Below are 26,595 nucleotides of genomic sequence, written 5' to 3'. Positions count from 1 at the left end.
CCGGGCTGTTTCAGTTATTTGGCTGCGCGCTGGACCATGCCGAACAGGTCGCGTGGGTCATCCGGGTCAGCCAACATATCCAATTCAAAGAAGAAATCGCTGCCTTTGATTTTATCGCGGATATAGCGCAGGGCCGAGAAATCCTCGATTGCGAAGCCGACACTATCGAACAGGGTGATCTGTTCAGCGCTGCTGCGGCCTGTCTTTTCTCCGGTGATCACCTGCCACAATTCAGTGACCGGGAAATCATCAGGCATCTGCTGAATTTCACCTTCGATGCGGGTTTGGGGAGGGAATTCAACAAACACGTCAGAACGCGACAGGATGCCCGCTGCCAGTTCGGTCTTGCCAGGGCAGTCACCGCCGATGGCGTTGATGTGCACGCCAGAGCCCACCATGTTGTCGCTGAGAATGGTGGCGCACTGTTTGTCAGCGGTGCAAGTCGTCAGGATCTGCGCGCCCTCGATGGCTTGTTCTGGACTGGAGCAAGTGACGACGTTTAAACCTGTGCCAGCCAGATTGGCGGCGCATTTGGCGGTGGCGGCAGGATCTTTGTCGTATAGACGCATGGTGGTGATGCCACAGATCGCCTTCATTGCCAGACTTTGGAATTCGGACTGCGCACCATTGCCGATCATCGCCATGGTATCAGCGCCTTTGGGGGCCAGATATTTGGCCACCATCGCCGAAGTCGCAGCGGTCCGCAGAGCGGTCAGGATGGTCATTTCGGTCAGCAGCACCGGATAGCCGGTGTAAACATCAGCCATCAGGCCAAAGGCGGTGACAGTTTGCAGGCCCTCAGATGTGTTTTTGGGGTGACCGTTGACGTATTTAAACCCGTAGGCTTCGCCATCTGAGGTGGGCATCAGTTCGATCACACCAACGTCTGAATGGCTGGCAACCCTTGGGGTTTTGTCGAACAATTCCCAGCGTTTAAAGTCGTCTTCGACGTAGGCTGCCAGATCGCAAAGAACCTGTTCGATCCCGACGTGGTGGATTAGCCGCATCATGTTGTCGACGCTGACAAAAGGGACAAGGGCCTTCTCAGATGGTTGGGTTTGTTGTGTCATTGGTAGCTCCGGGTTGGGCGGTCAAATACCCGTCGACCAAGCGCCGAAGCGCAGAGGTCGACCATCAGATGTGCGGTACGACCACGTTCATCAAGGAAGGGGTTCAATTCGACCAGATCAAGTGAAGTCATCAGTCCCGAGTCATGCAGCATTTCGCACACCAGATGCCCCTCGCGGACAGTAGCGCCGCCGGGCACAGTGGTGCCAACTGCCGGGGCAACAGACGGGTCAAGGAAATCGACGTCCAGTGAGACGTGCAGCATGCCATTGTTCTTTGCGACGTGCTTTAGGAATTCGGACAGGGGGCCGGCAATGCCACCTTCGTCAATTTGGCGCATGTCGTAGCGGCGGATTGAACTGGCCTCGAGTGCCAGGCGCTCTGGTGTATCCACCGAGCGCAGTCCGATCATGCAGACGTTTTCTTGTGGCACGGGGTTTTTAACTGCTGGGAACTCGTCGAAGTCGGACCGGCCGGTAAAGTACCCTACAGGGGTGCCATGCAGGTTGCCGCTGTCGGTGGTGAGTGGGGTGTGAAAGTCAGTGTGGGCATCCAGCCATAGCACGAACTGAGGTCGGTCCTTGCTGGCGGCGTAATTGGCGACGCCGATAACCGAACCTAGTGACAAAGAGTGATCGCCGCCCAAGAAAATTGGTAAACCGCAGTCCATTGCCTGTTCGGCGGTCTCTGCCAGCTTATGGGTCCAGGCGATTGTTTCATTTGGCGCAAAGAGTGGGCCATCTGGTGAATCTGCATCATGTGGGGCAGGGGAGAGATTGCCGAGGTCTTCGACCTTGTGGCCCAGGCCAGTTAAGGCTGATGTCAGACCGGCTGTGCGCAGGGCGTCGGGGCCCATCAGGCAGCCCGCCCTCCGTTTGCCGCTGTCTACTGGGGCGCCGATAAGAATACAGTTTTGTGAGGTCACGAGGAGGGCCTCCATGTTTTGTTTCGTGTTGGCCCTAACAAATCTCCGTTTTGCGGTGGAATCTATCGGTGAAATTGGTCATAAGGTGCGGCGAATAGACGAAGTGGAATGCAAAATGGACGAAACGGATGCGAAGCTGGTATCGGCTCTGCGTCACGATGCGCGAGCCTCTCTCTCGGATCTGGCGTTACAGCTAAATTTGTCGCGGACCACGGTAAGGGCGCGGATTGAGCGGCTTCAGGCGCGTGGGGATATCTTGGGCTTTACCGTCGTGGTCAAAGAGGATGTGCTGCGTGATCCGGTGCGTGGGCTGATGTTGATCGGGATCGAAGGCCGTGGGGCCAATCGGATTACCCGCCAGCTGCAGGGCATTCCCGAAGTGCGCGCCATTCATTCCACCAACGGTCGTTGGGATCTGATCGTGGAACTGGGGACCGAGACGCTGGAAACGCTGGACACTGCGCTGGCCAAGATCAGAACGCTTGATGGGATCGTCAGCAGCGAAACCAATCTGCTGCTGTCGACCAAGAAAGAAACCTAAGAGCGTTTGGCTGCTGCAATCCAGAAGCCAACCAAAACCAGTGATGCGATGGCGTTCCATGAGGCCATCGACAGGGTAAACATCTCCCACGGGATCTCGTCACAGCGCACCAGCGGCGCGCCCATGATCTGTTCCATCAACTGTTCTGGGGTCAGGTCAGAAATAGAGCCGGAAGTGCAGGTTGTGGGGCCTTCCCACCACAGGCGTTCAACGCCTGAGTGATAGATGCCGATACCCGCAGTAGTCAGGGCTGCCACTGCGCCAAGGTAGGGTAGAATTGCGCCGGGGATAAGTAGCGCCAGAATGCCAATGCCTGCTGCGGCGACATGTGGGTATCGTTGCCAATAACACAGTTTGCAGGGCGGCATTTCGCCAATGTACTGGAACCCAAGGGCGCCCAAGAGCAGGGCTGCAGAGCCGCCAGCAGCGGCAAGAATCAAAAGTCGGCGCATAGTTTAGAAGTACCTAAGTGCAAGAAATCCGCCGAACAGCAGCACGATAAAGACCGTAAAGACAAGCCCCAAACGTTTTTCAATGAAGTCACGAATTGGTGTTCCGAACTTCCACAGCAAAGCAGCAACAAGGAAAAAGCGCATTGCTCGTGCGAGGATTGCCGTGGCGACAAATGTTCCAAGCGGCATGCTGGTCCAGCCGGACATGATTGTGATGACTTTGAAGGGGAACGGGGTGACCCCAGCGCCCAGAACCGCCCAGAAGCCAAAGTCGTTGAACTTGGTGTTAAACGCCTCCATCGCGTCACCTTTGCCCATCGCTTCGAGAATCGGTTGCCCGATGCTGTCGTAGAAAAAGGCACCAATTGCATAGCCCAGCAGCCCTCCTAGAACCGAAGCCACCAGTGCCACCAGGGCAATCAGCCAGGCGCGCGATGGACGGGCTAATATCATCGGGATCATCAGAACATCTGGGGGGATCGGAAAGAATGAGCTTTCGATAAAAGCAACAAGCGCCAGCCACCAAAGGGCATGCGGATGGTCTGCCAGATTCATAGTCCAGTTATAAATGCCGCGCAGCATATGATCGATGTCCTGTTTCTGGGTTTTCAGGGTTGAACACCGCCGGTGGGCTTAGGTCAACAGTTGCGATCGAAATCTGTCATAGTGTTGCGAACAGAGGGCAATTTGCCAGTCGCAGCAAGTCACCGTCGCCCATTAGGGCAGTGTTCTGACACTGGTTGATTGCGTGAGTTGGTACCGATACCCGGACTCGAACCGGGACGCCGCGAGGCAGGAGATTTTGAATCTCCCGTGTCTACCATTCCACCATATCGGCACTTAGCGGTTGTCTAACTTGTGATTCAAAAATCATCAACCGGAAAGGTGAGGCGAGGAGGAGAAAAATCTGGAGCTAAACAGTGTCTGGGTTTGATCATGGTCCTAGCCAATTTCCGCGGTGACTTGTTCTGGCCGTCCCATTCTACATATGAGCAACTTGTTGAAGTCAATTTGTGTTAGCGGAGGCAACAGGGGAGGCCGGTAAATAGTGGTCAGAAGTCTTGAACCGGATCATGTAGTTAGAGGCATCTTCTGAATAAAGAAATAAAAGAGCCGACTGCTTTCCCGGAGGCTGCAATCGGCTCTTCGTAAGATTTAGTACTGTTGACTTTTGGTTGTATTAAAAGTCTTCCCAGGTATCAGCTGCGTTGGAGTGACCGTTCACCGCCACTGCACGGGGCTGGACTTCGGGTTCTGAGTCCCAGTCCATTCCATGCGCAGTTGGTGTTGTCGGTTCTACGACACTGGCTGGTTTGGCCTCAGCGCGCTTGGTACCATCAATGTTGAAGTGCGAAACCATTTCAGACAGTTTGTTGGCGTCGGTGTTCAGCAAGTGGCTGGCAGCGGTGGCTTCTTCAACCATGGCTGCGTTCTGCTGGGTCACCTGATCCAACTGTGTCACACCAAGGTTGATTTCACCCAGTCCAGTGGACTGCTCTTCTGTACCGACAGCGATTTCCGACACCAGACGAGAGATGTTGGTAACGCGGTCGATGATGTTGGTCAGCGCAGATCCCGCTTTCCCGACGAGGTTCACACCCTGTTCAACCTGTTTAGAGCTGTCACCGATCAATGTCTTGATCTCCATCGCAGCATCCGAGGACCGCTGTGCCAGCGCCCGAACTTCAGAGGCCACCACGGCAAAGCCGCGACCTGCTTCTCCTGCGCGGGCGGCTTCGACACCAGCGTTCAGCGCAAGTAGGTTGGTCTGGAAGGCAATATCGTCAATCACGCCGATGATCTGGCTGATGTGGGTCGATGAGTTTTCGATCTCGGTCATCGCGGCCACGGCGTTCTGAACCACGGCGCCACTTTCCTCAGCCTCTACTTTGGCTTCGTTGACGATGTTCTCAACGCTACGTGTGCCATCGGCTGCTGATTTGACACTGGTGGTCATCTCTTCCAGCGCTGCCGCGGTCTGTTCCAGCGTAGCTGCCTGGCTTTCAGTACGCTGCGACAGGTCATCCGACGCCTGGCTGATTTCCGAAGCACCATTGCGGATACTGTCGGCTGAGCTGATCACCTCGACAATGGTCGAGCTGAGCGTTGTTAGCGTGCGGTTAAAGTCGCTGCGCAGCTGCTCATATTCCTCAGGGAAGGCTGTGTTCAACGGTTTTGAGAAGTCCCCGGCGGACAGGTTGACCAAGCCAACGCTCAGCTGCTCGACGACTGCGTTCTGCTCACGTTGCTGTTCGGCACGTTGCTCTTCGGCGCTGCGTGCCAGTTTCAGGTCATCACGCAGGCTAACCAAAGTTTTACCGATCTGTCCCAGCTCATCGCCACGCTTAGAGGACGGGATTTCACCTTCCATATTACCTTCTGCGACTTCATTCATGCTCTCGCAGATCCTAGCGATAGGACGGGTGATTGTGCGAGCAAACAGCCATCCTAGAAACGACATGCCAGCTGCAAGAAGGGCAGAGGCAATCAGCATTTTGTTGCGAGCTGCATTCACCGGGGCCATGACTTCGCTCCAGTCTTGTTCGGCGACAAGTGCCCACTGTACATTGTGGAACTGAATATCCTCAGAGAAGGCGATCACTTTTTGACCCTTTAGGCCGGTGGTGTCATGGTAGAACTCTTTGCGACCTTCCATGGCAGATTGGACCTGTTGACTAGGTTTCAGGTCGTCCAATACTTGGTAGCCATCTTCAAACCGTGAAGTCGTGCGGGACCTGTTGTCAGTTCCAACCAGGTAGATTTCTACACTGTCGCCTAGTCCTTCGGTGTTATTGGTGATGTTGGTTAACAAGTCCACCGGCAGTTGGAAGGCCAGAACGCCAATTGGTTCTCCGATTTCATCAAGAACAACTGTTGCTACAAAGGCGGCAGCGGCTCCATGGCTGGGTGCATACCCTTCCATGTCAGAGAAGAAAACTTCTCCTGGTTTCGCATCAACAGCGGACCGAAAGACCTGCGCTAGCCCTGTATCTTTGTAGGGACCTGTCATCAGGTTGGTGCCATAGTCCAGCTCTTTGAATACAGAGTAAATGATGTCCCCCTCTAGGTTCATCATAAAGACATCATAATAGCCTTTTGCTTCCATCAGGGTGCGGAAGGAGGGGTGAACTCCCTCGTGAAGCCCGTGGTAAGAAGATTTTCCTTCGGCTCGATCAAGAAGGTGCTTATGGCCTAGGGGATTAGGGTTGTCATTGACATAACCCTGACGCAGGGCTTCGCCCGCATCACCGCTTCTGGCAAGACCGTTCCAGCTCATTGAAAAGCGTTCTACAGCAGTTCCTGTCGAAGGTGATGCTGCGACTGTTATGATGTCGGAATCGACACTATCCAAAAAGCTTCGTAATGCCATATCACGACCGGCGACTAGTGCCATAAAGTTCTCTTCAGATTTGGCAATTGTGTTGTTCTTAAAGCTGATGGTGCTGAACGTCACCAGAATGACGGCCATAAGAGCACCAAAACCTACAAGAAATATCGGCAGCTTATGTGCAAGCTTGATTGTATTGAAAGTCTTCATCGGGGTCTCCAAGAGGAACAGGTTTCGGCGTCTTAGACGAGGGGATTAGGTGCCGGTTTCAAAAGAAGCGAACGGCCCAAGGATCGTGCTTTGTTTGCTTTGAACGTGCATGCGTGGGTCGCAATGCGAGCTCGTAAGGCGCGTTTTTACTGTTGCGTGATATGCGTTCTTGCCGCTTGCCCGACTGCTGGTTTGTTGAGTAACCAGCACTGAACCATCAAAACTCATGGTCAACTTTTTCGTCATCTTCATTTTGGCGCCACCCCTTCAGGCTAGTGTTGCTCGTTCGTTTCCAAGTCCAATTGCCAGTTGTGCTACAACCAACCACCAAGGAACTTTCGGTGTGAGGAAGTATCAATGTTGCCGATGGCGTCTCTTGGGCGGACGCTAGTTTTTTCGCTCAATCCTGTGCCCTTGTGGTAGGGCGCAGGTCGGACGATCATTTTCCTCATAGAAAGTGCCCGCAGATTTATCTGTCGTTGGGCATTCATGTCGGCGTTCCAGCGATTTATGATCTGGGCTCTGGCCCAGCCGCAAGGATCGGAGGTTTCATCATTATTCTCTTCTTTTGGTGTGCTCCGAAGTCATGATCGCTTCCTCCGAATCACTACTGTGTGGGTGTCGACAGTGACTCTGGACAATTAAATTCTCGTAAAATGAGGCTGTCTGGGAGTGAACTCACAGCTAATTCACTGGAAATATGGGTTTGGTTTTAAATTTGATTTCTGAAATAATTCAGGAGTTTGACACTCTATGAGTGTGCTTGCCTAGACGTTTTCAGGTGTCTGAACAGTATACTTTTACGGTACCAAAGAGGAAGTTGGCTGACTTCGCGTCAGAGCCAGTTTTATTCACTAATTATTAGGGTAAGAGTGCCGATTAAGGCTTGGTTTCTGGTTCGGAGGCAAGGGCCGCGAGCTCTCCCAGAGGGATTGGTTTGATGGGATTTCGCGCGCGCGGTTGGGCAGGTGGTTCCGTCGTTTTGTTGGCCGATAGGATGCCACGCACGGTCAAGTCACACATGCGGCCCTGACAGGGGCCCATGCCCGCTCGGGTGGCGGTCTTGATGTGCCTGGGTCCGGTTGCTCCTTCCGCCACTGCGGCCCGCAATTCCCCAGCGGTAATCTCTTCACACCGACAAACTATCGTTTCATCGGTCAGGGATTGGAACGCTTCTGTGGGTGCATAAGCGGTATCAAGGAATGGGCGGATCGCCAGCGCACGCCACAGTGCACCACGATCAGAGGCTGAGGTCTGGTCGCGTGTACCTGCACTGATCAGTCTCAATTGGTGCAAAATATCCCGGGCTGCCAACCGACCTGCAATTGCGGCTACCTCGGCGCCAGCAATGCCTGCACCGTCTCCTGCTACATGCAGTCCGGGCTGATCGGTACGCCCCCATAAATCGGATGTTGGATGAAAACACTCCTGTGTGGCCTTCCACTCATGCGCAATGCCTGCCGCCCGTGTCATATGTGTAGAGGGCACGACTCCCTGATGCGTCAGCAACAGCCCGCATTCATGATGATGAGCTTTGCCGCTGGCATCAAAGCTGAATTGGATAGTCCCACCATTTCCGGTTTCAGCGCGAAAAGCCGTTGCACCAGTAAACCGGGGAATCCGATGTTTGCGGATTTTGTGCAGTAACCCCAAGCCTTTCAGAAGCAAAGGCAAGGCAAACGCTGCACGTGGCAGATGTCGTGCGCTGCGTATCGCCATTGATCTGGTCTGGGTTTCGACCAGCGCCTTGGGTGGGGTACCTGCGTCGATCATCTGTGCTGCTACAAGGTAAAGCAGCGGGCCAGATCCTGCCAAAATAGCGTCACGTGGCAGCAAGGTAGATGTTTTCATCAGGATTTGCGCAGCCCCGGCGGGCATCACTCCGGGGAGAGTCCAGCCTGGAAAGGGAACCGGACGTTCCTGGGCTCCGGTGGCAAGCAACAGGTATGGGGCGCTGGTGACTTGGCTGTGGCCGTTCTGCGACCAGCATACTGTCGGACCTGGATCACTCCGCCAGACTGTAGCGCCAAATTCACAGTGAATATTCGGATGGTCGAGATCGTCTACCAGTTCGGTTCCGGCAGCATAGCCCTTGCCGAGCCAGCCCAATCTGTCGCGGTTCTCTCCGATATTGCGATAAATCTGACCGCCGGGGCGGGGTTGCTCATCCAATATCAGAACCCGCGCGCCACTTCTGGCAGCGACTGATGCAGCAGCCATTCCGGCAGGCCCAGAGCCAACAATGATTAGATCGGGATCAGTCATTTCTTCCTCTCATCTCAGGCAATCCCGATTGAAGGCGAACCACCATGCCCTCGCGGACTTGGGTCATGCAGGCCTGGACATTAGCGTGCCCGTCAACCTCGACAAGGCAATCAAAGCAAACACCCATCATACAATAGGCAGTGCGGGGTGTATCCAGTCGTGTAGTGCGGCGCGATGCTTTGGCAGAATGAGCCAAAAGCGCTGCTGCAAGACTATCGCGCTCTTGTGCGGTGATCGGTGTGCCATCCACTGTCAGCGTCACTGTTCGGGTGCCTGCGTCAGACAGTCTGTAAAAACGGGAAACGACTTTCATCGAATGCCTCCAAGTTCGGGGCGTCACTGGTGTTAGCGATCCATTTGGCCAGTGGCCCAGCATGGTTCGGGGCGAGCGTGATGCCGCTGTGACACGTCACGAGGAAGGCACCGGGGTGATCGGACGATTGTGCGTAGACCGGATAACCGTCGTCGGACATAATCCTCAGTGCGCCCCAGCTGCGCAGAATGCGTGTTTTTTCCAGCTGCGGGAATACTTCGACTGCATGTTGGGCCAGTCGAGCAGTGAATTCTAGCGTGTCGCCATCATCCAATCCGGCGTCAGCCTTGGTGCCGCCGATCTGAATGCCGCCTTCGTCGACCTGCCGGATGGTGCTGGACAGAAAGGGTAGGGGGCTGCCGATTTTCTCGGTGATGAGCAATTCGCCCCGCTGCGCGCGAACACGGGTGCGAAAACCCAGTTGAGGGGCCAGCGCCATCGCACCCAATCCGGCACAAAGAACAATCTGTTCGGCGCCAAATGTTTGGCCTGATCTGTCAATCAGAGAGAACCCGCCGCTGGGTGTCGGCGTTATGTTGGTGATTGTTGCATTGGAAATGATTTGACCACCTAAGCGCGTAACGGCGATCCGCAGCGCGCGCAGTAGTTTTAGCGGGTTCACATGACCGTCGCGGGAACAAAAAGTGGCGCCGACGACCTTTGATCCCAGCTCTGGAAACCGGTGGCGCATGGCCGCACCAGTAAGGATCTCGGCGTCCAAATTCTTGCCCAAGGTTTTCCCTTGGTTCTCTAGTTCAACCAAAAACTCGTCAAATTCGGACTGTTCGGTGAAAACTTCGTATCCGCCGGGTTGCTCCAAATGAACATCAATGTCGGATAGATCCGTCAATAAATCAGCAAAGTCAGCCCAGTCCGAAACTGCTTCGCTGGTCCAGCGGGCATAGGCTGGGTAGTTCGAGCCCTTGCCCTGCAGCCAGACCAGACCAAAATTCCCTTGGCTAGCTCGTAGATCGCTGTCAGCACCGTCGAGCACGGTCACCTGCTGCCCTGTCTGTAATAGACCCAGCGCAACTGAGAGACCAACAACGCCTCCTCCGATGATCGTGGTTTCGGTGCTTTGCAATGGCATTCGGTTCCTCCTTCGCCATTCATGCCACACTTCTAGTAATAGGAAAAATCGATTGTTTTTGCTTACTCATGCAATTTTGTTATATGCGACCCATGATTACACGATTGACGCACAGACAACTCGAAGCTTTTCGCGCAGTGATGACCAAGGGCAAGGTCACACTGGCTGCTGAAGTGCTGAATACAACTCAGCCCACTGTAAGTCGTCTGATTTCCGATCTTGAGTCGACTGTCGGGTTTGAACTGTTCGAGCGCCGTGGGCGCAGTGTGATCGCCACGCCCGAGGCACAATCACTGTATGAAGAGGTTGAAAGGTCCTTTGTTGGCCTGTCCGAGATCAGTAGGGTGATTGAGGACATCCGCGATTACCGCCGCGGTAGTCTGCTGATCGCTGGAATGCCGGCCTTGGCCTTGCAGTTCTTACCTAGGGTCGTTGCCGAGTTTGTCGCTGACGAGCCTGGGATCCGGATTTCCCTGCGGGCGCGCAGTTCGCAGGCGGTATTGCAGCATGTGAGCTCACAGCAGTTCGACCTTGGTTTTGCTTCGATTGACGCGGAACATCCAGCGGTCGAGAAGCGTGTAATGGCAACGGGCAAGATGAAAGCGGTTTTGCCCGCTGATCACCCTTTGTGTGAGAAATCAGTTTTGCAGATTACCGACTTTGACGGTCAGTCCTTTGTCGCCTTGGGCGAGGAAATTTCCACGCGGGCAGAAACGGACGTCTACTTTGCCGCCGGCGGTGCCCGCCCCAGAGTTGTCGCAGAAGCGCAGCTTTCTGCGTCCATCTGTGAAATGGTTGCCTGCGGCGCTGGTATTTCGATCGTAGAACCGGTGACGGCCGCGAATTTCTTAGCCGCCGGAAAGGTCACTGTTCGCGATGTGGAACCAGCGCAACCTTTTTCATACGAGGTGCTTATGCCGACGCTGCATAAGCCGTCGCGTGTTTCTATGGGCTTCCTGAACCTGGTTGAGACGCGTTTAAAAGATCTGCTCGACAATCCGTAAGGGATATTTGGATTTGGTAGCTCTTCTGGGAAGAAATTGATGCCTCCCAGAACTTTTCGTTGGTCGAGAGGCGCCTCCGACAATGCAAGGTAAGGCGCCCCTAGAACAGGTAGGTGTGGTCTAGGTTGTCAAGGTTTTGACCTCAGAAAATATTAGCCCAGATGGAGGTGCGGTTACTCTGCGGCGTTCAATCCTTCGGTGGACAAGTCATCCAGCTTTGGCATCAAATCCAGAAGTTCTTTTGCGTAGCTGGTTTGTGGGCTGGCGAATAGATCGTCTGTGTTCTGAAGTTCAACAATCTTGCCCTCTTTCATGACCGCGACCCTGTCACACATTTGGCGCACCACCGGCAGGTCATGGCTGATGAACAGCATGGTCAGTCCTAAGTGCTCTTGAAGGTCTTTCAGTATGTTGAGGATCTGGGCCTGAATTGAAACATCAAGTGCGCTGGTTGGTTCGTCGCAGATCAGGAAACGCGGCTGGGTGGCCAATGCCCGTGCAATTGAGATCCGCTGCCTTTGCCCGCCAGAGAACTCATGCGGGTATTTTTGCCCGGCCCCAGATCCCAGCCCAACCTGATCAAGCAGTTCGTCTACGCGCTTCTTGATTGCCTTACCCTCCATCAACCGGTGGTGGCGGATGGGCTCCGCGACAATCTCGTCGACCCGCATACGAGGGTTCAGCGAGGAGAAGGGGTCCTGAAAAATCATCTGGATGTCTTGGCGATAGGCATTTAGTGCAGCTTTGTCACTTAGGTCACTAACGAGTTTGCCATCGAACGTGACTGAACCGTCGTCAACCGGATGAAGACCGGCGATCATGCGGGCCACCGTGGATTTTCCGGATCCGCTCTCTCCGACGATGCCAAAGACTTCTCCGGCTTGAATGTCAAAACTTACGTCGTCGACAGCTGTGAAATAGTCACGGTCCCAAGGCAGCAAACCCCGGCGTTGCAGGAAACGTTTGGTGAGGTTTCGGATCTCGAACAGTGGTTTGTCCGGGTCGTTTTCAACCTTGGGCCAATGGCTGGCCAAGTCCTCGATGGCGAACCGCGTCTCGCGTCCGCCATAGCTGATCTGTGGAAAGCGGTGCAGCTTGATGGTGGGGCGTGGGACCGCAGCGATCAGGGATCTGGTGTAGGTATGTTGTGGGTTGCCCATCACCTGCTCGGTGGGCCCGCTTTCAACCACTTTGCCTGCGTACATCACGGTCACGCGGTCTGTTGTGTCGTCGATCACACCCATGTCATGGGTGATCAGGATCACGCCGACCTGCCGTTCACGGGCCAGCTCTTTGATCAGATCCAGGATCTGTGCCTGTACCGATACATCCAGCGCTGTAGTCGGTTCATCAGCGATGATCACATCTGGTTCGGTACACAGGGCCAAGGCAATAACGACACGCTGGCGCATCCCGCCGGAAAACTGATGCGGATACTGGTCCATCCGGGTATCAGGATCAGGGATACCAACACGGTCAATCAGATCTCGTGCACGCTGCTTGGCCTCACTCGGCGTCAGGTCTAGATGCGCCTGGATCGTCTCGGTCAGCTGCTCACGCACCGTAAACAGCGGATTGAGCGAGGTAAGAGGATCCTGAAAGATCATCGAGATCTTCTTGCCGCGAAGGCCACGCATGGCGTCCGCATCCAATCCGCTGATCTGCTCTCCTTTGAGCATGATTTCCCCGCTGGCAATCCTGCCAGGGCGCTCAAGCAGCCCCATAACGGCCGCACCAATGGTAGATTTGCCGGCACCAGATTCGCCAACCAACCCATGGATCTCGCCGGGTTCAACGGACAGATCGGCTTTGTCCACCGCCGTAAACAACTGACGGCGCGTGGGGAATTCAACAGAGAGATTCTGAATGGTAAGAAGACTCATGAGTGTCACCGCAATTTCGGGTTCAAGGCGTCACGCAGCCAGTCACCCAGCAGGTTCACTGACAGGGCAAGACCAAGAAGCGTGCAGGCAGGGAAGAAGAGGATCCACCATTCGCCAGAGAATAGGAAACCCTGTCCAACACGGATCAATGTGCCCAGCGAGGGCTGTGTTGGCGGCGCGCCGACGCCTAGGAAGCTAAGCGTTGCCTCGGCAATAATTGCCAGAGCGAGGGAGATCGTTGCGATCACCAGAACCGGGCTCAGCACATTGGGCAGGATGTGGCGGAACATGATCGGAATTGAACCCCGACCGATTAGTCGTGCCGCCTGTACGTACTCTTTGTTTTTCTCAACCAGAGCCGCCCCACGGACAACGCGGGCAAATTGCACCCAATCTGAGAGTGCGATGGCGACGATAAGGACCCAGATGGCCATTTCATCGCGGTACTCAGGCGGTGTAAAGCCTTTGGCGACGCCAAAGATCAGCATGGCAACCAGGATCGCAGGGAAGGTCAGCTGAACGTCGGCAATGCGCATGATGATCGTCTCGGCCCAACCGCCAAAGTAGGCGGCCACAAGCCCCAAAATCACCCCAATAATCATAGCCAGAAATACTGCCGAAGCGCCAACGAATAGCGAGATGCGCAAGCCATATAGAATGGTCGAAAACACGTCGCGCCCTTGATCATCTGTCCCCAACAAGAATGTTTCCTGCGTGAAGGCGTTTGGAGTACCCGGCGCGGTGAACCCGTTCATCAGGTTCAAGGTCGCAGGGTCAAACGGATTATGCGGAGCGATCAGTGGCGCAAAGACAGCGGCCAGAACAAGAAGCAATACTACCAGCGCGGCGATGATGGCCACGGGTGAGTGCCGGAATGCCCAGGCGAAGTCACTGTCCCAGAACTTGGCAAAGCGGGATTTGGGCGCGGTGCTGGGGGTGTCTGTAGCTTGGGTCATGTTGTTTTCCCCTCAGTGCGCAGTCGCGGATCGATGGCGTAGTAGAGCAAGTCCACGATTAGGTTGATCGAGACAAACATGACCGAAATCAGCATCAAGTAAGCGGCCATTACTGGGATATCGACAAATTGGATTGCGTTGATGAACAGTAAACCAACACCCGGCCACTGGAATACAGTTTCCGTAATGATGGCAAAGGCGATGATCGAGCCCAGTTGTAGGCCAGTGATTGTGATCACGGGTACCAGTGTGTTTTTCAAAGCATGGCGGAAATTGATTACGCGGTCGTTCAGACCGCGCGCCCGGGCAAACCGGATATAGTCAGCACGCAGAACCTCTAGCATCTCTGAGCGAACGAGGCGCATGATCAGCGTCATCTGATACAGGCCTAGGGTAATCGCTGGTAGGATCAGTGCCTTGAGCCCAGAAGCAGTCAAGAAGCCGGTAGACCAACCGCCGATCATCACTGTTTCGCCGCGCCCAAAACTAGGCAGCAGGTTTAACTCAACCGAGAAGACATAGATTAATAAAATCCCAATAAGGAAAGTAGGTAATGAGACGCCTACCAAGCTTATGGTCATGATAGCATTTGCTGCGAAGCCTCGCCGTCGAATGGCGGTAAAGACTCCTAATCCAATGCCTACGGTTATCGCAAGAACACCGGATACCAGTGCCAGTTCCAAGGTAGCCGGAGCACGTTCTTTGATAATTGTCGAAACCGGCCGTCCCTGACGATAGGACACTCCGAAGTTGCCCTGAGCAGCCCCTTGCAGGAACTTAAAATATTGCACCGGGAAGGGCAGATCGAGGCCCAGTTCGCCACGCAGCCGCTCAATATCAGCTTGGGTTCGTTCTTGGCCCAGCATGTTGTCAATCGGATCACCGACAAATCTGAACATTGAAAAAGCTACCAGTCCCACGACCAGAAGCACGACGAAGGACTGAAAAGCCCTTCGGACAATATATGCTAACATATAATTTCCCCGTTGGTTCTACAGTCTTGGCAACCCAAACCCATGTGGTCAAGGGGGTGCAGACATGGTTGCCGCTATCTAGCGGCAACCATAGAACAGGATCAGCTCACTGTGACCCAGCGCAAGATGAAGAAGTTATCAGGGCGCTGTGTTAGTGTGACGTTGCTGCGAGCTCCCCAAACCAGCGGCTGGACATAGAGCGGCACGTAGACCTGCTCATCCTGGATGATCTGAGTGGTCTCATCGAGCATCATCTGGCGTTTTCCGGGATCAATCTCGGATTGGATCATCGGCAACAATTCATCGACACGGGTGTTTGAGAACCCACCGAAGTTCCAACTGCCCAGTTTTTTCTCAGCATTCGGTGTGGTTACGAGGAAACGGAGTGGATGTTCGGCATCAAAGGTGCCGGGGCTCCATCCTAGCAGATACATGTCGTAGTTATCTTCCCGCAACTCAGGCCAGTAATTGCGAACCGGCATTGCATCCAGTTCGGCAGTGATACCCACCTGGGCTAACATGCCAACCACAGCCTGACAGACGGCTTCGTCGTTCAGGTAGCGGTCATTAGGACACTTCAGGCCAAAGGAAAATCCATCGCTATACCCGGCCTCGGTCAACAGCGCTTTGGCTTTTTCAGCATCAAAAGCAGGACGGGCAGCGTTTGCAGCTGAATATCCACTCATCGCCGGGCTCACAAGTTGCGACGCCTCTTCGGCGTTTCCGCGCATAATGGTTGCCAGAATTGCAGGCACGTTGATTGCACTTGCTACAGCCTGGCGCACTCGAACATCACGGAATGGGTTCGGTTTACCAACGTCAGCTGCATACTTTAGGGTTTCAGCTTCGTGGCCGAATCCAAGCATAATAACCCGCGCTTCGATACCTTGGATCACCTCGACACCGTCGCTGCTTTTCAACCGTGCTGCATCTTGGATTGGGACTGGATTGATCAGATCGACATCCCCGGACATAAGCGCTGCAACTGCGGTTGCCGGGTTTTGAATTGGTGTGAATTCTGCACGTTCTATGTTGTGCTCTACTTCGTCCCACCAGCCGCCAAAGGGTTCAAGCACGGTGCGCAGTCCCGGCTCGCGGGCTGTTACCTGAAACGCACCGGTCCCATTGGCGTTGATAGTGGCGAAATTGCCTGCTTCTTTATCAGGCAGGGCGGCATTGTTAGCTTCGGCCCAGCCCTGGTCCATGATCATCCAGTTGGCGATCGACGACGGAAATAGTGGGTTGGGCGCACTTGTCATGAAGTCGACGGTATAATCGTCAACCACTTTGACATCGCTCACTGGCGCAAACCAACTGCGGGTATCGGAAACTTCGTTCGATGCACGCTGGTACGAGAAAAGCACGTCTTGCGCGTCGAAGCTGCTGCCATCGTGGAAGGTCACGCCTTCGCGCAACTTGAAACGCCAGCCTTCGCCATTGCCGATTGGCTCCCAGCTTACCGCAAGTGCGGGTTCTACATTCATATCCTTGCCACGACGGACAAGGCCTTCGTAGACATTATTCAAAAAACCGAGCACAGGGGCAGAATTCACTGCATGTGGGTCCATGGTTTGTGGATCGGTGGTAGATGCCCATTTGAACTCCGCGGCCTGCGCGGTGCCTGCTAGCAATAGTGCTAGCCCTACGGCGCTGCTTCGTAATCTCATTGCGTTTCTCCCCGTGTTTCCGTGATCTGATCGCCAGTCTTGTTGTTTTTTATCTTGGCGTAAAGATAGGTTAGGCCAGTCTTCACGGTACCGTGACCAGCAACAGTCCACGAATAGGGGGCCGGGATGGGTTTAGAGGTTGGATTTTGGGGAAAGCGTTCGCTAATCGCGATAAATTGGGCATGGGGCGCAGCCTAGTTACTGCGCCCCGCCAGTTGTTTAGTTCAAGGTGAAGTACTTGAATTTCGCTGTGTCGTCCGGTGCAACGCCAGTGCCAACATTCGAGGCCATGCCCCAGTTCAGCACCTGGTGGTGGATCGGAATATACAGCTGCTCGTCCTGAACCACCTGCCAGATTTCACCAATCTTGGCATCCCGTGCAGCCAGATTGGTTTCCGAAGCCAAGCCTTCGATCTTGGCGTCCAGATCACCATTGCCGAAACGCGTTCCGTTCCACGATCCGTATTTCTCACCCTTGGAGTGAACCAGGAAGTTGAAGATGTATTCCGAGTCATATGTCGGCACACCCCAACCCAGCATGTAGAAGTCGGTTTCCAGGTTGTTGATCAACGGGAAGTGCTGTGCTTTGGGTTTGGCATCCAGGTTCACCTTCACCCCAATCTGGGCTAGCATGCCAACAGATGCCTGGCAGATCGCTTCATCATTGATGTAACGGTCGTTCGGGCAGTTCAGCGTGATTGAGAAACCGTCACCATAGCCAGCTTCAGTCATAAGTGCCTTGGCGGCCTCGACGTCTGTAGCGGACGAGCCGTCCATTGCCTTGTCCCAGCCGTTTACAAACGGTGGCGAGATCATACCAGCCGGGGCCGACTGACCACGCATAACCACTTGCTTGATAGCATCGCGGTTGATCGCCATCGACATGGCCTGGCGGACACGTACGTCAGCGAGAGGGTTCTTGCCGTCAATGTTGTCGGATTTCAGGTCAGCATCACCCTGGTTCATACCAAAGAAGATCACCCGGTTCTGTGGTGCGGTACGAACATCCAAACCATCCGTGCTGGACACGCGGTTCAAATCCTGCACTGGCACGTCTTGGATAAAATCAACTTCGCCAGACAACAGCGCAGCAACGCGGGTCGACGCATTTTGAATAGGGGTGTAGACAATCTCGGTCACTTCCATTGGGAACTCACCTTTGCCCCAATAGCTGTCGTTGACCGCCAGAACCGTTTTCACGTCCGGCTCGCGGCTAACCAGCCTATAGGGGCCGGTGCCGTTTGCGTTCTTGGCTGCAAAGGTGTCTTCGCCGCCTTCATAGTCCTGCACCTTGACCGCATTGTTCGCCTCAGCCCAATCCTGGTCCATCATGAACATGTTGGTCAGGTTGTTCGGCATGATCGGGTTCGGGCCGTCGGTTTCGATTTCAACGGTGTATTTGCCAGTGGCACGCACTTCCTTGACCGAAGCCAGCAGCTCTTTGTAGTCAGAGTCCTTGGTCATCGCGCGGTTCAGCGAGAAGACCACGTCTGCGCTGTCAAAATCAGCACCATCGTGGAATTTCACACCTTCGCGCAGCTTGAAGGTCCAGACATTTGGGTTGTCAGCCGAGGGTCCCCATTCAGTCGCCAGCGCAGGCACCATCGCTCCGGTCATGTCTCGCATTACCAGCGGTTCCATAATCTGGTGCGCCAGCGCGGAGGTCGGCCCTTCGTTTTGCGCATGAGGATCCAGCGTCAGTGCATCACCTGCGCGGGCCCAGCGAAGTGTGTCGGCCGATGCGCCCGCAGCCAGTATGGCTGTTGCGCTTGCCGCAAGCATAAGTTTGCTCAAATTCATATTTTTCTCCCTTAATGTTTGTTTTGGCATCGTATCGTGCGTGGTTGGTTTGCCAACCTTAGAAGTCCCATCATCCAAATGATTGGGAAATAATCAATATTAGAGTCCACTTTCACGTTGGAATGGCCAGATCACTCACCGTAAAGCAGATCGTTGCCGTTCAATGTACGAAATTGGATTTGTGAAGGACGTGGTGATTTCCGTTTCTTTACTGATGTTTAGAAGTCGAACATATCACTAGTTGCGAAATAGTAAGGCAGTGATACAGCGTATGTGGAATAAGGGGCAATCAGGTAGGTCTTGGATCTGCGCGGTGAATCTCGACTTTGCTATTGGTCTTGAGGAGTTCTGTGACGGGATTTCATGGTCGGGGCATCTGTTCGTACGATTTTTTCGGAATCGAGTTTGATCGGGTTTGAACCCCAAACCGGTAGTGATCCGGCTGAATGGGGGATAACCGACGGGGTAAGGCGGAGGCCTAACAGTCTTTGAAATGGGGCGCTGGAACTTGGCGCGAGAAAAGTGCTACACGGCGCCATCGGTGCTACATTCTGTAGCTCTGCACTGCAAAACGGGGCTAAATCAGGCCGAAACGGGGTAAGCGCGGAAAATGGCGAATCCAAAAAGCCAAGAAATTTCAGGGTTTTTCGACGTTCGGCGGGCCGCACGCCTATCCGTCGCTCCCATGATGGACTGGACTGACCTAGCTTAAATCGGCTTATTTATTTGGTTTTTTGTTGGTCCATTTGTTTTTGGCATACTTTTGGCATACCGGTTCATAGTAACGGTGATAAACCGATGATCTGAATGCTAGAGCAAATGTGTTTTGTGCGCAAATGGATGGCAACAACATTCAATCTAGAAGTGCAATTTGAGCTATCTGTTCGGAAGGAGACACACACGTCATGAAACCGAGAACTGTCATATAGTATTGCAGTCAAAGTTCATTAGCTATGGAATTGATTTGCGACCTCAAAACTATCTGGCCCCATGCAGAAATACCAGAAGGTGAGCGACCAGAGCAGAGATGTGGTTAATGCAATGCGGATCTCTTTGGACACGCCTGAAATTTCTTCCTTAATGTTAGATTTTACCATAAGAAACGGACCACTTTTCGGGGGCATTCCAGAACACGCTATTTGAGTATCCTCTCATGGGTTCCAACCCTCCGACTTCCAGTCGGACCTGCTTTAGCAAGAAGAATCGTGTTATGGGTTTCCCCCTCCAGAAAATGAGCCGCAGCCGGAGTGGAGGCTCATTTTCTGGAGGGGGAAACCCATGCAATATGACACTGGAAAGCACTGCGTTTTCTACCACCGCTACCATCTCGTCTGGTCCACCAAGTATCGCTACAAAGTATTGACAGGTGCATTGCGCTTGCGGGTTCGGGACATCTGTCGCCAGGTCTGCGCTGAGAACGGTGTCGACATCTTGCGCGGGGTGCTGTCGAGCGATCATGTGCATCTGTTCGTGTCGGTGCCGCCGAAGCTCGCCATCTCGGATCTGATGCGCAAGATGAAGGGCCGTTCGTCATTCAAGGTGCAACGGGAGTTTCCCGCGATCCGTAAGCGCTATTGGGGGCAACGCTTTTGGGGGCGTGGGTATTTTTCAACCACCAACGGCGCCATTACCGAAGACATCGTACTTCAGTACCTCGACAATCACATCGCCGATCCTACCGGCGCCAGCCGGTAGTCGTTCAGTTGAAAAAGTTTCATGGATATTTGCTTTCTATTTCTTGAATTGTCCCATTTTCTTGCATTTTTAGAATTTCTTGATTGAATTGTTCGATGTAGGGATAGCAGGGTGATTTTCTGGAAAACAAGAAATAGACATGGTTTTCAGTCAACGGGTGCGAAAGTATTGATAGCTTCCCTTCATAATTTTCATCCTGCACAAATTTCGTCATAGCTCTTATAGAACCAATCCCATAATCCATTCGCTCTCCAACTAGCATATCAAACATCTGATTTTCATTATTGACCTCATATAAATCTAAATTCTGTTTAGAAAATGCTTCGAATTCTTTACCGTGAGTTGCTCCACTGAAATGGACACCTTTCTTTCCCAGTAGGTCTCCAAATTTACTAAAAGGAAATTCTCTGCCCGATTTCACAACTATATGAATATTATTCGTTGTCACTGGAAGGCTATAGCCATACTGAATTTCATTTCTATAGTCATTATAAACACCCGCAAGAATGTCAAATTGGCCACGTTCGAGATTTTTCAGCAGACGTTTCCATGGAAATCTCTGATTGCTAACTGTCGTTTTTATGCCAGTATTGTGAGCTGCTTCATTCGCAATTTCCGTCATGATTTGAAATAGAGGATACCATCGGGGCTCTCCATTAATTACACATGTCGACGCATTTGCATTACTTGTAGTAATAGTACACATAACCAACAAAGTTACTAATTTGGCTTTCATCTAAATACCTCCATATTAACCTCATTCCAGATCAATTTTGACCGATATTTCCCAAGTAGCTTGGTGTTGAGTGGACCGATATTCCCCAAGTGGAATGCCTTCTCTTGCATTTTGTCGCAGTTTTGGGCCCAAATCAAGCCGGTTGGACCTGCTGTGCCGTGATAAGAGCACCTGCCACATGACTTGAGGATGACTTCTGGTCCCGGAGGCGGGATTGATCCGGTTTTGATCTGTTCGACACCCGTTAGGTCACACCTGTGGAGCCGCGTTCGCTCAGGTTTTTTCGCTGGCGCAGTCATATGGGAACCGGCGGTGCACGCAGCCGCTGGATCGCCGCCAAGATGCTATTGAACAAATCTCCACTGATCGCAACTTCAGCAAGCTGGAAGGTAATGGCTCGGGCATGTCGAACGACCCTTGCACCGATTTTGATCAACCGGGCTTGTAGGCTGGTCAACGACCAGTCGGCTATCTCCTCGGGCAACTCGGCCCCTTGCAGAAAGACACCGAGATTGTAGGCCTGTGCATGGAGTTGCAGGCGGACCTCGTTCTGCGCCATGCCTTTGCAGGAAAGGCGTGTCCGTTGGTGTCACCGCCGGTTATGGTTACCCCGAGGATTTTCAGAATGCTGACTTTTTTGTCCGAGAGGAGTCCGAAACGCTTTCTCTGAGCTTGCGAAAATTGATATTTGGCCGAACTAACGTCATCGTTGCTGAGGAGATTGCCGCACGTTATGCTGTTGCGGCGGAATACCCGGATGCGGTGGACAACTTGAAGTACTCTGAGATGGCGCTGCAGGAAAACCCCATGCATGTCGCTTTTTCCAGAGAGCGCCCAGATCATATCGAAGTTAGAGATCGCTTCAACGAAGCTCTTGCCGAGATGCGTAAAGACAAAACCCTGAAAGAAATACTCGAGTTCCACGTTGTTTCGAAATTGATGCAGTAGTAGAAGCTTGAACCTCCATACCAAAGCAGCACCGAGACCCCAAACGATGAAAAACCAGAGAGAAATGGAAGCGGTTGATTATTAGCATCGACGAAATGTTGAGGAAAGAATGACCGTACGGCTCACCAATCGTCTTTCGTTCAAACAAGTGCGGCTGGCTGTCTTTCTTGCCTTCTTTCTGGGGGTGTTTCTGAGTGGGTTGCAGATTTGGCTAGATTTCAGAGGCGAAAAAGAGCGGGTAGATGCGACTGTTTCTCAACTTTTGAATGCAGTACGAGACTCTGCCGCCCAGGCTGCTTTTGGCTTTGAGAATCGATTGGCTTCCAGAGTTGTTTCCGGTTTGTTTGAGTACAAGGCTATCGTGCAAGCCGAGATCGAGACCGATTTTGGTGACACACTTGCAACAATGGAAACCGCCAAGAAACAACCAACAAAGCTCTGGTTCGAAGGTCTTGTTCTTGAGAGCCGTCCAAGAATTCACTCTATTGAGCTCTTTGTGGAAGGGCATTCAGATTCAGTTGGAACCTTAAAAGTCTGGGTGGCCCCCTATCTGGCCTATGGCAACTTTTTCAATCGAATCTGGTTAATTGTTCTTTTCGGAGTGATCCGGAGCCTGATTCTGGCAGCAGCCCTGATGGGGGCATTCTATTTTCTTTTGACTAAACGTCTTGAAAGGATTTCAAAGACCGTTGAAGAATTTGCACCAAGGGCATCGGTCGATCCGACTCGTGAAGAGAACTCCAAAGACAAGCGCGATGAGTTGGATATCCTTGAGGCCTCTATTCACAACTACCAACGCGAAAAAAGCAAAGACCTGGATGTTCTGGAGGCAAGGGTAACGGAGAGAACGCAAGAGCTGAGAGAAGCGGCCCATAAGGCAGAGGCTGCCAATAGCGCGAAATCTTTGTTCCTTGCCAATATGTCCCATGAAATCCGTACACCAATGAACGGTGTCGTCGGTATGGCTGAAGTTCTCTCTCAAACCGAGTTGCAGCCGGAGCAGTCGCGGATGTTAGCTACTATTAGTAAGTCATCTCTGTCGCTTCTGCGGATCATCGACGATATTCTCGACCTGTCTAAAATCGAAGCGGGCAAAATATCGCTTGAAACTGTACCGGTCAATGTTCGCGATCTTCTTGAAGGGGTCGTCGATACCCTACGGCCAATTGCATTAGGATATAACGTCCGGATTACTTTTCGTTTGGACCCCAGAATTCCACGATTTATTCTCGGCGACCCAGTGCGTCTTCGCCAGGTGTTTGTAAATCTGTTGAACAATGCCCTAAAGTTTTCCAGCCGGGACGCTGGTCAGCCACCTGGCCGCGTAAGGTTACTGGCCAATCATTCCGAGAAAAATCTGTTGAAAGTCGCCGTGTGCGACGACGGTATTGGAATGACCGAGGACGTACTGACTAATCTGTTTCAGGCGTTTACGCAGGGCGAAGGCTCCACCACCCGGCGTTTTGGCGGCACCGGCTTGGGGCTGGCTATCTCCCGAGACATGATTGAATTAATGAATGGGACAATAGCCGTCGAAAGTACAGTAGGCGAGGGTAGCATATTCGAAGTGACCTTGCCTTATGTGGAAACGAATGGCGTAGATGAGGACCCCGACATCTCTGGGTTGAGTGTGCTTGCTCTTGTCGATGAAGGAATTGATCGCAAAACGCTCACGGACTACATAGAACATTATCAATCGCGTATAACTTATGCTGAGACCGAAGCTAAGCTGCGAAACTTGATTTCAGAGGCAACGAACGAGATTATCGTCCTGTTGTCGCTCGATAACCTGTCCGAAAACGAGCGCGTTCGAAAGGCCGTTTCCACTGGCGTTGATCCCATTCGATTTCTGTTTTTGGTCGCAGACCAAGAAGAGGTCGACCGTTGCAACCTGCCGGACTGCGTCGCGGTTCAAAGATATCCGTTGCTTCCATCCGAATTTAGCCGGGGCGTTGCAGCTCTGACCGAACGGGTGAACACTGTAGCTGATCAGCAAAAGGCTAAGGCAGTTGTCGCGAAACCAGCCACTGAGAAGGATGTTGGATCAAAAGTCCTACTCGTTGAAGACAACGAAATCAATCAAGATGTGATTTCCAGACAACTCGTGTCTCTTGGCTTTAGTCCAGTGGTCGCAAAGAACGGTCTCGAAGGTCTGGAAAAATGGAAGGGCGAAAATCTCAAACTGGTTCTGACGGATTGCAATATGCCTATAATGGACGGCTTTGAAATGACCAGAAGTATTCGAAACCTCGAAAAAACAGAGAGGCTCGCTCATACCAAAATTATCGCGATAACCGCTAATGCGATGGGTGGAGAAGCCGAGAAGTGCCTTGCTGCTGGTATGGATAATTATCTCTCGAAGCCGACTACACTTCAGCAGTTGCGTAAAGTGCTGAAGACAACCCGCTCAACTACGCAAAAGACTTGGAGCTCTCGCACACCTGATGAAATAGACGTGCAGGCTACATCAAAACCCGCGCCTGTCGATACATCTGTTCTTGTGGAAATACTTGGGTTTGAGGACAAGGTGTATTTTGCACAAACACTGCAAAAGCTGATCGCCAGTACTGGACCGGAGATTCAGGAACTTCAAAAGGCATTGCGAGACAACGACAGAAAGGCTGCTGGGTTGCTAGCGCATAAATTCAAGTCGTCCATGAGGCTCGTCGGAGCCATTGAATTCGGCGAACTTTGCGAAAGTATCGAACGGCAGGCGCTTGGCGGGGGAGTGTTTGTAGGGCAAGACTTCATCAAGCCGGTCGAACAGGGCTTCGATGCCGTCAAAGAGTTCGTCGAGGCTTATGCAGAAGAATGAATTGAGTTGTAAAGTTTCCGCCTTTTTCTGACCCTTAAGTTGGAGAACAGGCTATGCGCAGGTGGAGGACTTTTCAGGGAGCCGATCAGGGCACGTAGGTACGCCTCAAGCGAATGAATTACTCTATTCAAAGACTAGTGCTTGCCTAATTGTTCAGCGTTTTCACAGCAAAATACCGCTTCCCGCTACGTCACGTGGATATCCTATTGCGGCCCTGCGTCTTGTACGAATGTCTCAATTGGGCTTATTCTGTTGAAAAACTCTTGTTGATTTAGGGATGTCTGACTGATTCAATTTCCTTATTGATATGAGAGGTTGGAGCGATGTTGGGGCCTAGACAAGAAGCACAAAGCGCGCTGTTTTTTGACTTTTCGATGGAGGATCACATCCCGTCCGACCATGTCCTGCGGGCTATTGATGGCATCATTAATTTGTCCGGCGTGCGCCAGCATTTGGCTAAGTTTTATAGCTCAACGGGGCGTCCTTCGATTGATCCTGAGCTGATGATGCACATGTTGTTGGTTGGCTACATCATGGGCATTCGTTCTGAACGGCGCTTGTGTGATGAGGTTCATCTCAATCTGGCGTATCGTTGGTTTTGCAAGCTGGATTTGACAGACGCTATTCCGGATCACTCGACGTTTTCCAAGAACCGGCATGGTCGCTTCCGCGATAGTGATTTACTCCGGCATATGTTTGAAACCGTTGTAGCGCAATGCATCGATGCAGGTCTCGCAAGCGGGCAGCGATACGCTGCAGACGCAAGCATCATTGCCGCCGATGCCAATCGCCAACAATCTACGCCGAAGGCTGATTGGAACCCTGAGGCAATCAATCCTGATGATGCACCCCGCGCGGTTCGCGAGTATTTGGAAACACTTGATGATGCGGCGTTTGGGGCCGCCAGCCCCGTGGTTCCGAAGTTCATCTCACATGCAGACCCAGCATCGCAGTGGACGGGAGCACATGGTGGACCTGCATATTTTGCGTATTCCACGAACTATTTGATCGATACAGACAACGCAGTCATCCTTGATGCGGAACCTACGCGGTCTGTCCGTCAAGCTGAGGTAGATGCCGTCAAAACCATGATTGATCGTGTGAAAACGGTACATAACTTGAAGCCCGAGCGCCTGATTGCAGATACGGCGTATGGGTCCGGCCCCATGTTGGATTGGCTTGTGGAGAAGCGTGGGATCGCGCCGCATATTCCTGTCATTGATAAATCTGGCCGATAGGATGGCACGTTTGAACGTGCTGACTTCACATATGATGCCGATAATGATCTTTATATTTGCCCCGGCGGCAAAGAGCTGAGAAAGCCGCTACGTACATATAAAACAGGAACAACTGGCGCAAACAAGGATGAGACAATTCGTTACCGAGCGCGTAAAGCAGTCTGCGATTTGTGCGATCTAAAGGAACGCTGTTGTCCCAAATCGCCACAGCGTAAAGTTACGCGATCCATCTATGAGACCTCTCGTAATATCGCACGTGCTTTATCGCAAACGCAGCAATATGCCATCTCAAGTAAGCTGCGCAAGAAAGTCGAAATGTCATTCGCCCATCTAAAACGTATTCATGGCTTAGGTCGGCTCCGCTTACGTGGACCATGTGGTGCTCATGACGAATTTATCCTCGCCGCAACCGCACAGAACCTCAAAAAGTTAGCCAAACTAGCTCCAAACCCTAGTCTGGCCAGAACCGTCCCGTGAAACCGAGGTGGAAGCCATTCATCCTATGATGCAGTGCCACCAAAACCGTGAGTTTTTCAACAGAATAGGCTGAAACCAGCCCTTGGACGAGCTTTGAATCAATGTCGGCAATGGGCCAATGTTGTTGAAAAACTCTTGTTGATTTGAGGGTATATGACTGATTCAATTTCCTTATTGGCGTGGGGGGATTGGTGGCGATGTTAGGACCAA

21 protein-coding genes, 1 tRNA gene and 2 pseudogenes are annotated in these 26,595 nt (G+C 52.7%); 6 read left to right on the top strand and 18 right to left on the bottom strand.

The annotated features are described in order from the left end of the window. Positions 1 to 14 precede the first annotated feature (14 nt). Positions 15 to 1,070, bottom strand: coding sequence for an ornithine cyclodeaminase (ocd, locus tag DL239_RS11370; protein WP_167684221.1), 1,056 nt, complete (start codon positions 1,068 to 1,070; stop codon positions 15 to 17). Further along, positions 1,067 to 1,993 carry an arginase gene (gene rocF / locus DL239_RS11365; RefSeq protein WP_167684220.1) on the bottom strand — a complete coding sequence of 309 codons (927 nt, stop codon included), beginning with the start codon at positions 1,991 to 1,993 and terminating at the stop codon, positions 1,067 to 1,069. The genes ocd and rocF overlap by 4 nt, the downstream gene beginning before the upstream one ends. 115 nt (positions 1,994 to 2,108) lie before the next feature. Between rocF and DL239_RS11360 the strand changes: the two genes are divergently transcribed. Continuing rightward, a complete protein-coding gene (locus DL239_RS11360) occupies positions 2,109 to 2,534 on the top strand; it encodes an Lrp/AsnC family transcriptional regulator (protein ID WP_167684328.1) in 426 nt (141 codons plus the stop codon). Here the strand turns inward: DL239_RS11360 and DL239_RS11355 are convergent. From DL239_RS11355 to DL239_RS11320, 8 genes are all read right to left on the bottom strand, one after another. Then, positions 2,531 to 2,986 (bottom strand): disulfide bond formation protein B, encoded by a 456-nt coding sequence (locus tag DL239_RS11355; RefSeq protein WP_167684219.1) that lies wholly within the window; start codon positions 2,984 to 2,986, stop codon positions 2,531 to 2,533. The two genes, DL239_RS11360 and DL239_RS11355, sit on opposite strands and share 4 nt — an antisense overlap. A gap of 3 nt (positions 2,987 to 2,989) precedes the next feature. Further along, on the bottom strand, positions 2,990 to 3,568 hold the full coding sequence (locus tag DL239_RS11350) for a YqaA family protein (protein WP_167684218.1): 579 nt from the start codon (positions 3,566 to 3,568) through the stop codon (positions 2,990 to 2,992). A gap of 172 nt (positions 3,569 to 3,740) precedes the next feature. Then, a tRNA-Leu gene (locus tag DL239_RS11345) sits at positions 3,741 to 3,824 on the bottom strand. A gap of 342 nt (positions 3,825 to 4,166) precedes the next feature. Then, positions 4,167 to 6,524, bottom strand: a complete 2,358-nt coding sequence (locus tag DL239_RS11340; RefSeq protein ID WP_167684217.1) for a methyl-accepting chemotaxis protein — start codon at positions 6,522 to 6,524, stop codon at positions 4,167 to 4,169. Positions 6,525 to 6,569: 45 nt separating this feature from the next. Then, positions 6,570 to 6,776: a hypothetical protein gene (locus DL239_RS11335; RefSeq protein ID WP_167684216.1), complete on the bottom strand. Its 207-nt coding sequence runs from the start codon at positions 6,774 to 6,776 to the stop codon at positions 6,570 to 6,572. A gap of 627 nt (positions 6,777 to 7,403) precedes the next feature. After that, the gene (locus DL239_RS11330; RefSeq protein ID WP_167684215.1) at positions 7,404 to 8,789 is read right to left on the bottom strand and encodes an FAD/NAD(P)-dependent oxidoreductase; all 1,386 of its coding nucleotides are present in this window, start codon (positions 8,787 to 8,789) and stop codon (positions 7,404 to 7,406) included. Continuing rightward, a complete protein-coding gene (locus tag DL239_RS11325) occupies positions 8,782 to 9,102 on the bottom strand; it encodes a (2Fe-2S)-binding protein (RefSeq protein WP_167684214.1) in 321 nt (106 codons plus the stop codon). Before DL239_RS11325 ends, DL239_RS11330 begins: the two co-directional genes overlap by 8 nt. Then, complete coding sequence (locus DL239_RS11320) at positions 9,068 to 10,192, bottom strand: NAD(P)/FAD-dependent oxidoreductase (RefSeq protein ID WP_167684213.1); 1,125 nt, start codon at positions 10,190 to 10,192, stop codon at positions 9,068 to 9,070. Before DL239_RS11320 ends, DL239_RS11325 begins: the two co-directional genes overlap by 35 nt. Between DL239_RS11320 and DL239_RS11315 the strand changes: the two genes are divergently transcribed. Further along, positions 10,186 to 11,196: a LysR substrate-binding domain-containing protein gene (locus DL239_RS11315; RefSeq protein ID WP_369410561.1), complete on the top strand. Its 1,011-nt coding sequence runs from the start codon at positions 10,186 to 10,188 to the stop codon at positions 11,194 to 11,196. The genes DL239_RS11320 and DL239_RS11315 overlap by 7 nt on opposite strands. 173 nt (positions 11,197 to 11,369) lie before the next feature. On the opposite strand, the gene DL239_RS11310 is transcribed toward DL239_RS11315, so the two are convergent. The 5 genes from DL239_RS11310 to DL239_RS11290 form a co-directional block, all read right to left on the bottom strand. Beyond that, on the bottom strand, positions 11,370 to 13,079 hold the full coding sequence (locus DL239_RS11310; RefSeq protein WP_167684211.1) for an ABC transporter ATP-binding protein: 1,710 nt from the start codon (positions 13,077 to 13,079) through the stop codon (positions 11,370 to 11,372). A 5-nt stretch (positions 13,080 to 13,084) separates the two neighbouring features. Then, the gene (locus DL239_RS11305; RefSeq protein WP_167684210.1) at positions 13,085 to 14,035 is read right to left on the bottom strand and encodes an ABC transporter permease; all 951 of its coding nucleotides are present in this window, start codon (positions 14,033 to 14,035) and stop codon (positions 13,085 to 13,087) included. Continuing rightward, complete coding sequence (locus DL239_RS11300; protein ID WP_167684209.1) at positions 14,032 to 15,009, bottom strand: ABC transporter permease; 978 nt, start codon at positions 15,007 to 15,009, stop codon at positions 14,032 to 14,034. Before DL239_RS11300 ends, DL239_RS11305 begins: the two co-directional genes overlap by 4 nt. A gap of 101 nt (positions 15,010 to 15,110) precedes the next feature. Continuing rightward, complete coding sequence (locus DL239_RS11295) at positions 15,111 to 16,676, bottom strand: ABC transporter substrate-binding protein (protein WP_167684208.1); 1,566 nt, start codon at positions 16,674 to 16,676, stop codon at positions 15,111 to 15,113. Between the two features lie 219 nt (positions 16,677 to 16,895). After that, positions 16,896 to 18,476 (bottom strand): ABC transporter substrate-binding protein, encoded by a 1,581-nt coding sequence (locus DL239_RS11290; RefSeq protein ID WP_167684207.1) that lies wholly within the window; start codon positions 18,474 to 18,476, stop codon positions 16,896 to 16,898. A 1,278-nt stretch (positions 18,477 to 19,754) separates the two neighbouring features. Between DL239_RS11290 and tnpA the strand changes: the two genes are divergently transcribed. Then, a complete protein-coding gene (gene tnpA / locus DL239_RS11285) occupies positions 19,755 to 20,171 on the top strand; it encodes an IS200/IS605 family transposase (protein WP_167684206.1) in 417 nt (138 codons plus the stop codon). A 19-nt stretch (positions 20,172 to 20,190) separates the two neighbouring features. Here the strand turns inward: tnpA and DL239_RS11280 are convergent, their stop codons facing one another. After that, positions 20,191 to 20,793, bottom strand: a complete 603-nt coding sequence (locus DL239_RS11280; RefSeq protein ID WP_167684205.1) for a substrate-binding periplasmic protein — start codon at positions 20,791 to 20,793, stop codon at positions 20,191 to 20,193. A 409-nt stretch (positions 20,794 to 21,202) separates the two neighbouring features. After that, positions 21,203 to 21,487, bottom strand: a pseudogene (locus tag DL239_RS11275) (transposase); the annotation flags it as partial. Here DL239_RS11275 and DL239_RS11270 point away from each other — a divergent pair. From DL239_RS11270 to DL239_RS11260, 3 genes and pseudogenes are all read left to right on the top strand, one after another. Then, positions 21,484 to 21,855 (top strand): substrate-binding periplasmic protein, encoded by a 372-nt coding sequence (locus tag DL239_RS11270; protein WP_167684204.1) that lies wholly within the window; start codon positions 21,484 to 21,486, stop codon positions 21,853 to 21,855. The pseudogene DL239_RS11275 and the gene DL239_RS11270 overlap by 4 nt on opposite strands. 109 nt (positions 21,856 to 21,964) lie before the next feature. Beyond that, positions 21,965 to 24,670 (top strand): ATP-binding protein, encoded by a 2,706-nt coding sequence (locus tag DL239_RS11265; RefSeq protein ID WP_167684203.1) that lies wholly within the window; start codon positions 21,965 to 21,967, stop codon positions 24,668 to 24,670. Between the two features lie 323 nt (positions 24,671 to 24,993). After that, positions 24,994 to 26,385: pseudogene (locus tag DL239_RS11260) on the top strand (IS1182 family transposase). Here the strand turns inward: DL239_RS11260 and DL239_RS21455 are convergent. After that, positions 26,360 to 26,595, bottom strand: a 236-nt coding sequence (locus DL239_RS21455) for a hypothetical protein (protein ID WP_206188434.1), incomplete at its 5' end; no start/stop codon positions are given. The pseudogene DL239_RS11260 and the gene DL239_RS21455 overlap by 26 nt on opposite strands.

Source organism: Parasedimentitalea denitrificans (genome assembly GCF_011813015.1).
Taxonomy (GTDB): Bacteria; Pseudomonadota; Alphaproteobacteria; order Rhodobacterales; family Rhodobacteraceae; genus Parasedimentitalea; species Parasedimentitalea denitrificans.
This window is presented reverse-complemented; position numbering and strand designations above follow the sequence as displayed.

Coding starts and splice junctions, on each gene's coding strand:
- DL239_RS11355 (WP_167684219.1), bottom strand. CDS start 2,986: ATGCGCCGACTTTTGATTCTTGCCGCTGCTGGCGGCTCTGCAGCCCTG.
- DL239_RS11305 (WP_167684210.1), bottom strand. CDS start 14,035: ATGACCCAAGCTACAGACACCCCCAGCACCGCGCCCAAATCCCGCTTT.
- DL239_RS11290 (WP_167684207.1), bottom strand. CDS start 18,476: ATGAATTTGAGCAAACTTATGCTTGCGGCAAGCGCAACAGCCATACTG.
- DL239_RS11360 (WP_167684328.1), top strand. CDS start 2,109: ATGGACGAAACGGATGCGAAGCTGGTATCGGCTCTGCGTCACGATGCG.
- DL239_RS11315 (WP_369410561.1), top strand. CDS start 10,186: ATGGCATTCGGTTCCTCCTTCGCCATTCATGCCACACTTCTAGTAATA.
- DL239_RS11300 (WP_167684209.1), bottom strand. CDS start 15,009: ATGTTAGCATATATTGTCCGAAGGGCTTTTCAGTCCTTCGTCGTGCTT.
- DL239_RS11310 (WP_167684211.1), bottom strand. CDS start 13,079: ATGAGTCTTCTTACCATTCAGAATCTCTCTGTTGAATTCCCCACGCGC.
- DL239_RS11350 (WP_167684218.1), bottom strand. CDS start 3,568: ATGCTGCGCGGCATTTATAACTGGACTATGAATCTGGCAGACCATCCG.
- DL239_RS11325 (WP_167684214.1), bottom strand. CDS start 9,102: ATGAAAGTCGTTTCCCGTTTTTACAGACTGTCTGACGCAGGCACCCGA.
- DL239_RS11335 (WP_167684216.1), bottom strand. CDS start 6,776: ATGAAGATGACGAAAAAGTTGACCATGAGTTTTGATGGTTCAGTGCTG.
- DL239_RS11280 (WP_167684205.1), bottom strand. CDS start 20,793: ATGACGGAAATTGCGAATGAAGCAGCTCACAATACTGGCATAAAAACG.
- DL239_RS11265 (WP_167684203.1), top strand. CDS start 21,965: ATGACCGTACGGCTCACCAATCGTCTTTCGTTCAAACAAGTGCGGCTG.
- DL239_RS11295 (WP_167684208.1), bottom strand. CDS start 16,676: ATGAGATTACGAAGCAGCGCCGTAGGGCTAGCACTATTGCTAGCAGGC.
- tnpA (WP_167684206.1), top strand. CDS start 19,755: ATGCAATATGACACTGGAAAGCACTGCGTTTTCTACCACCGCTACCAT.
- DL239_RS11330 (WP_167684215.1), bottom strand. CDS start 8,789: ATGACTGATCCCGATCTAATCATTGTTGGCTCTGGGCCTGCCGGAATG.
- DL239_RS11340 (WP_167684217.1), bottom strand. CDS start 6,524: ATGAAGACTTTCAATACAATCAAGCTTGCACATAAGCTGCCGATATTT.
- ocd (WP_167684221.1), bottom strand. CDS start 1,070: ATGACACAACAAACCCAACCATCTGAGAAGGCCCTTGTCCCTTTTGTC.
- DL239_RS11320 (WP_167684213.1), bottom strand. CDS start 10,192: ATGCCATTGCAAAGCACCGAAACCACGATCATCGGAGGAGGCGTTGTT.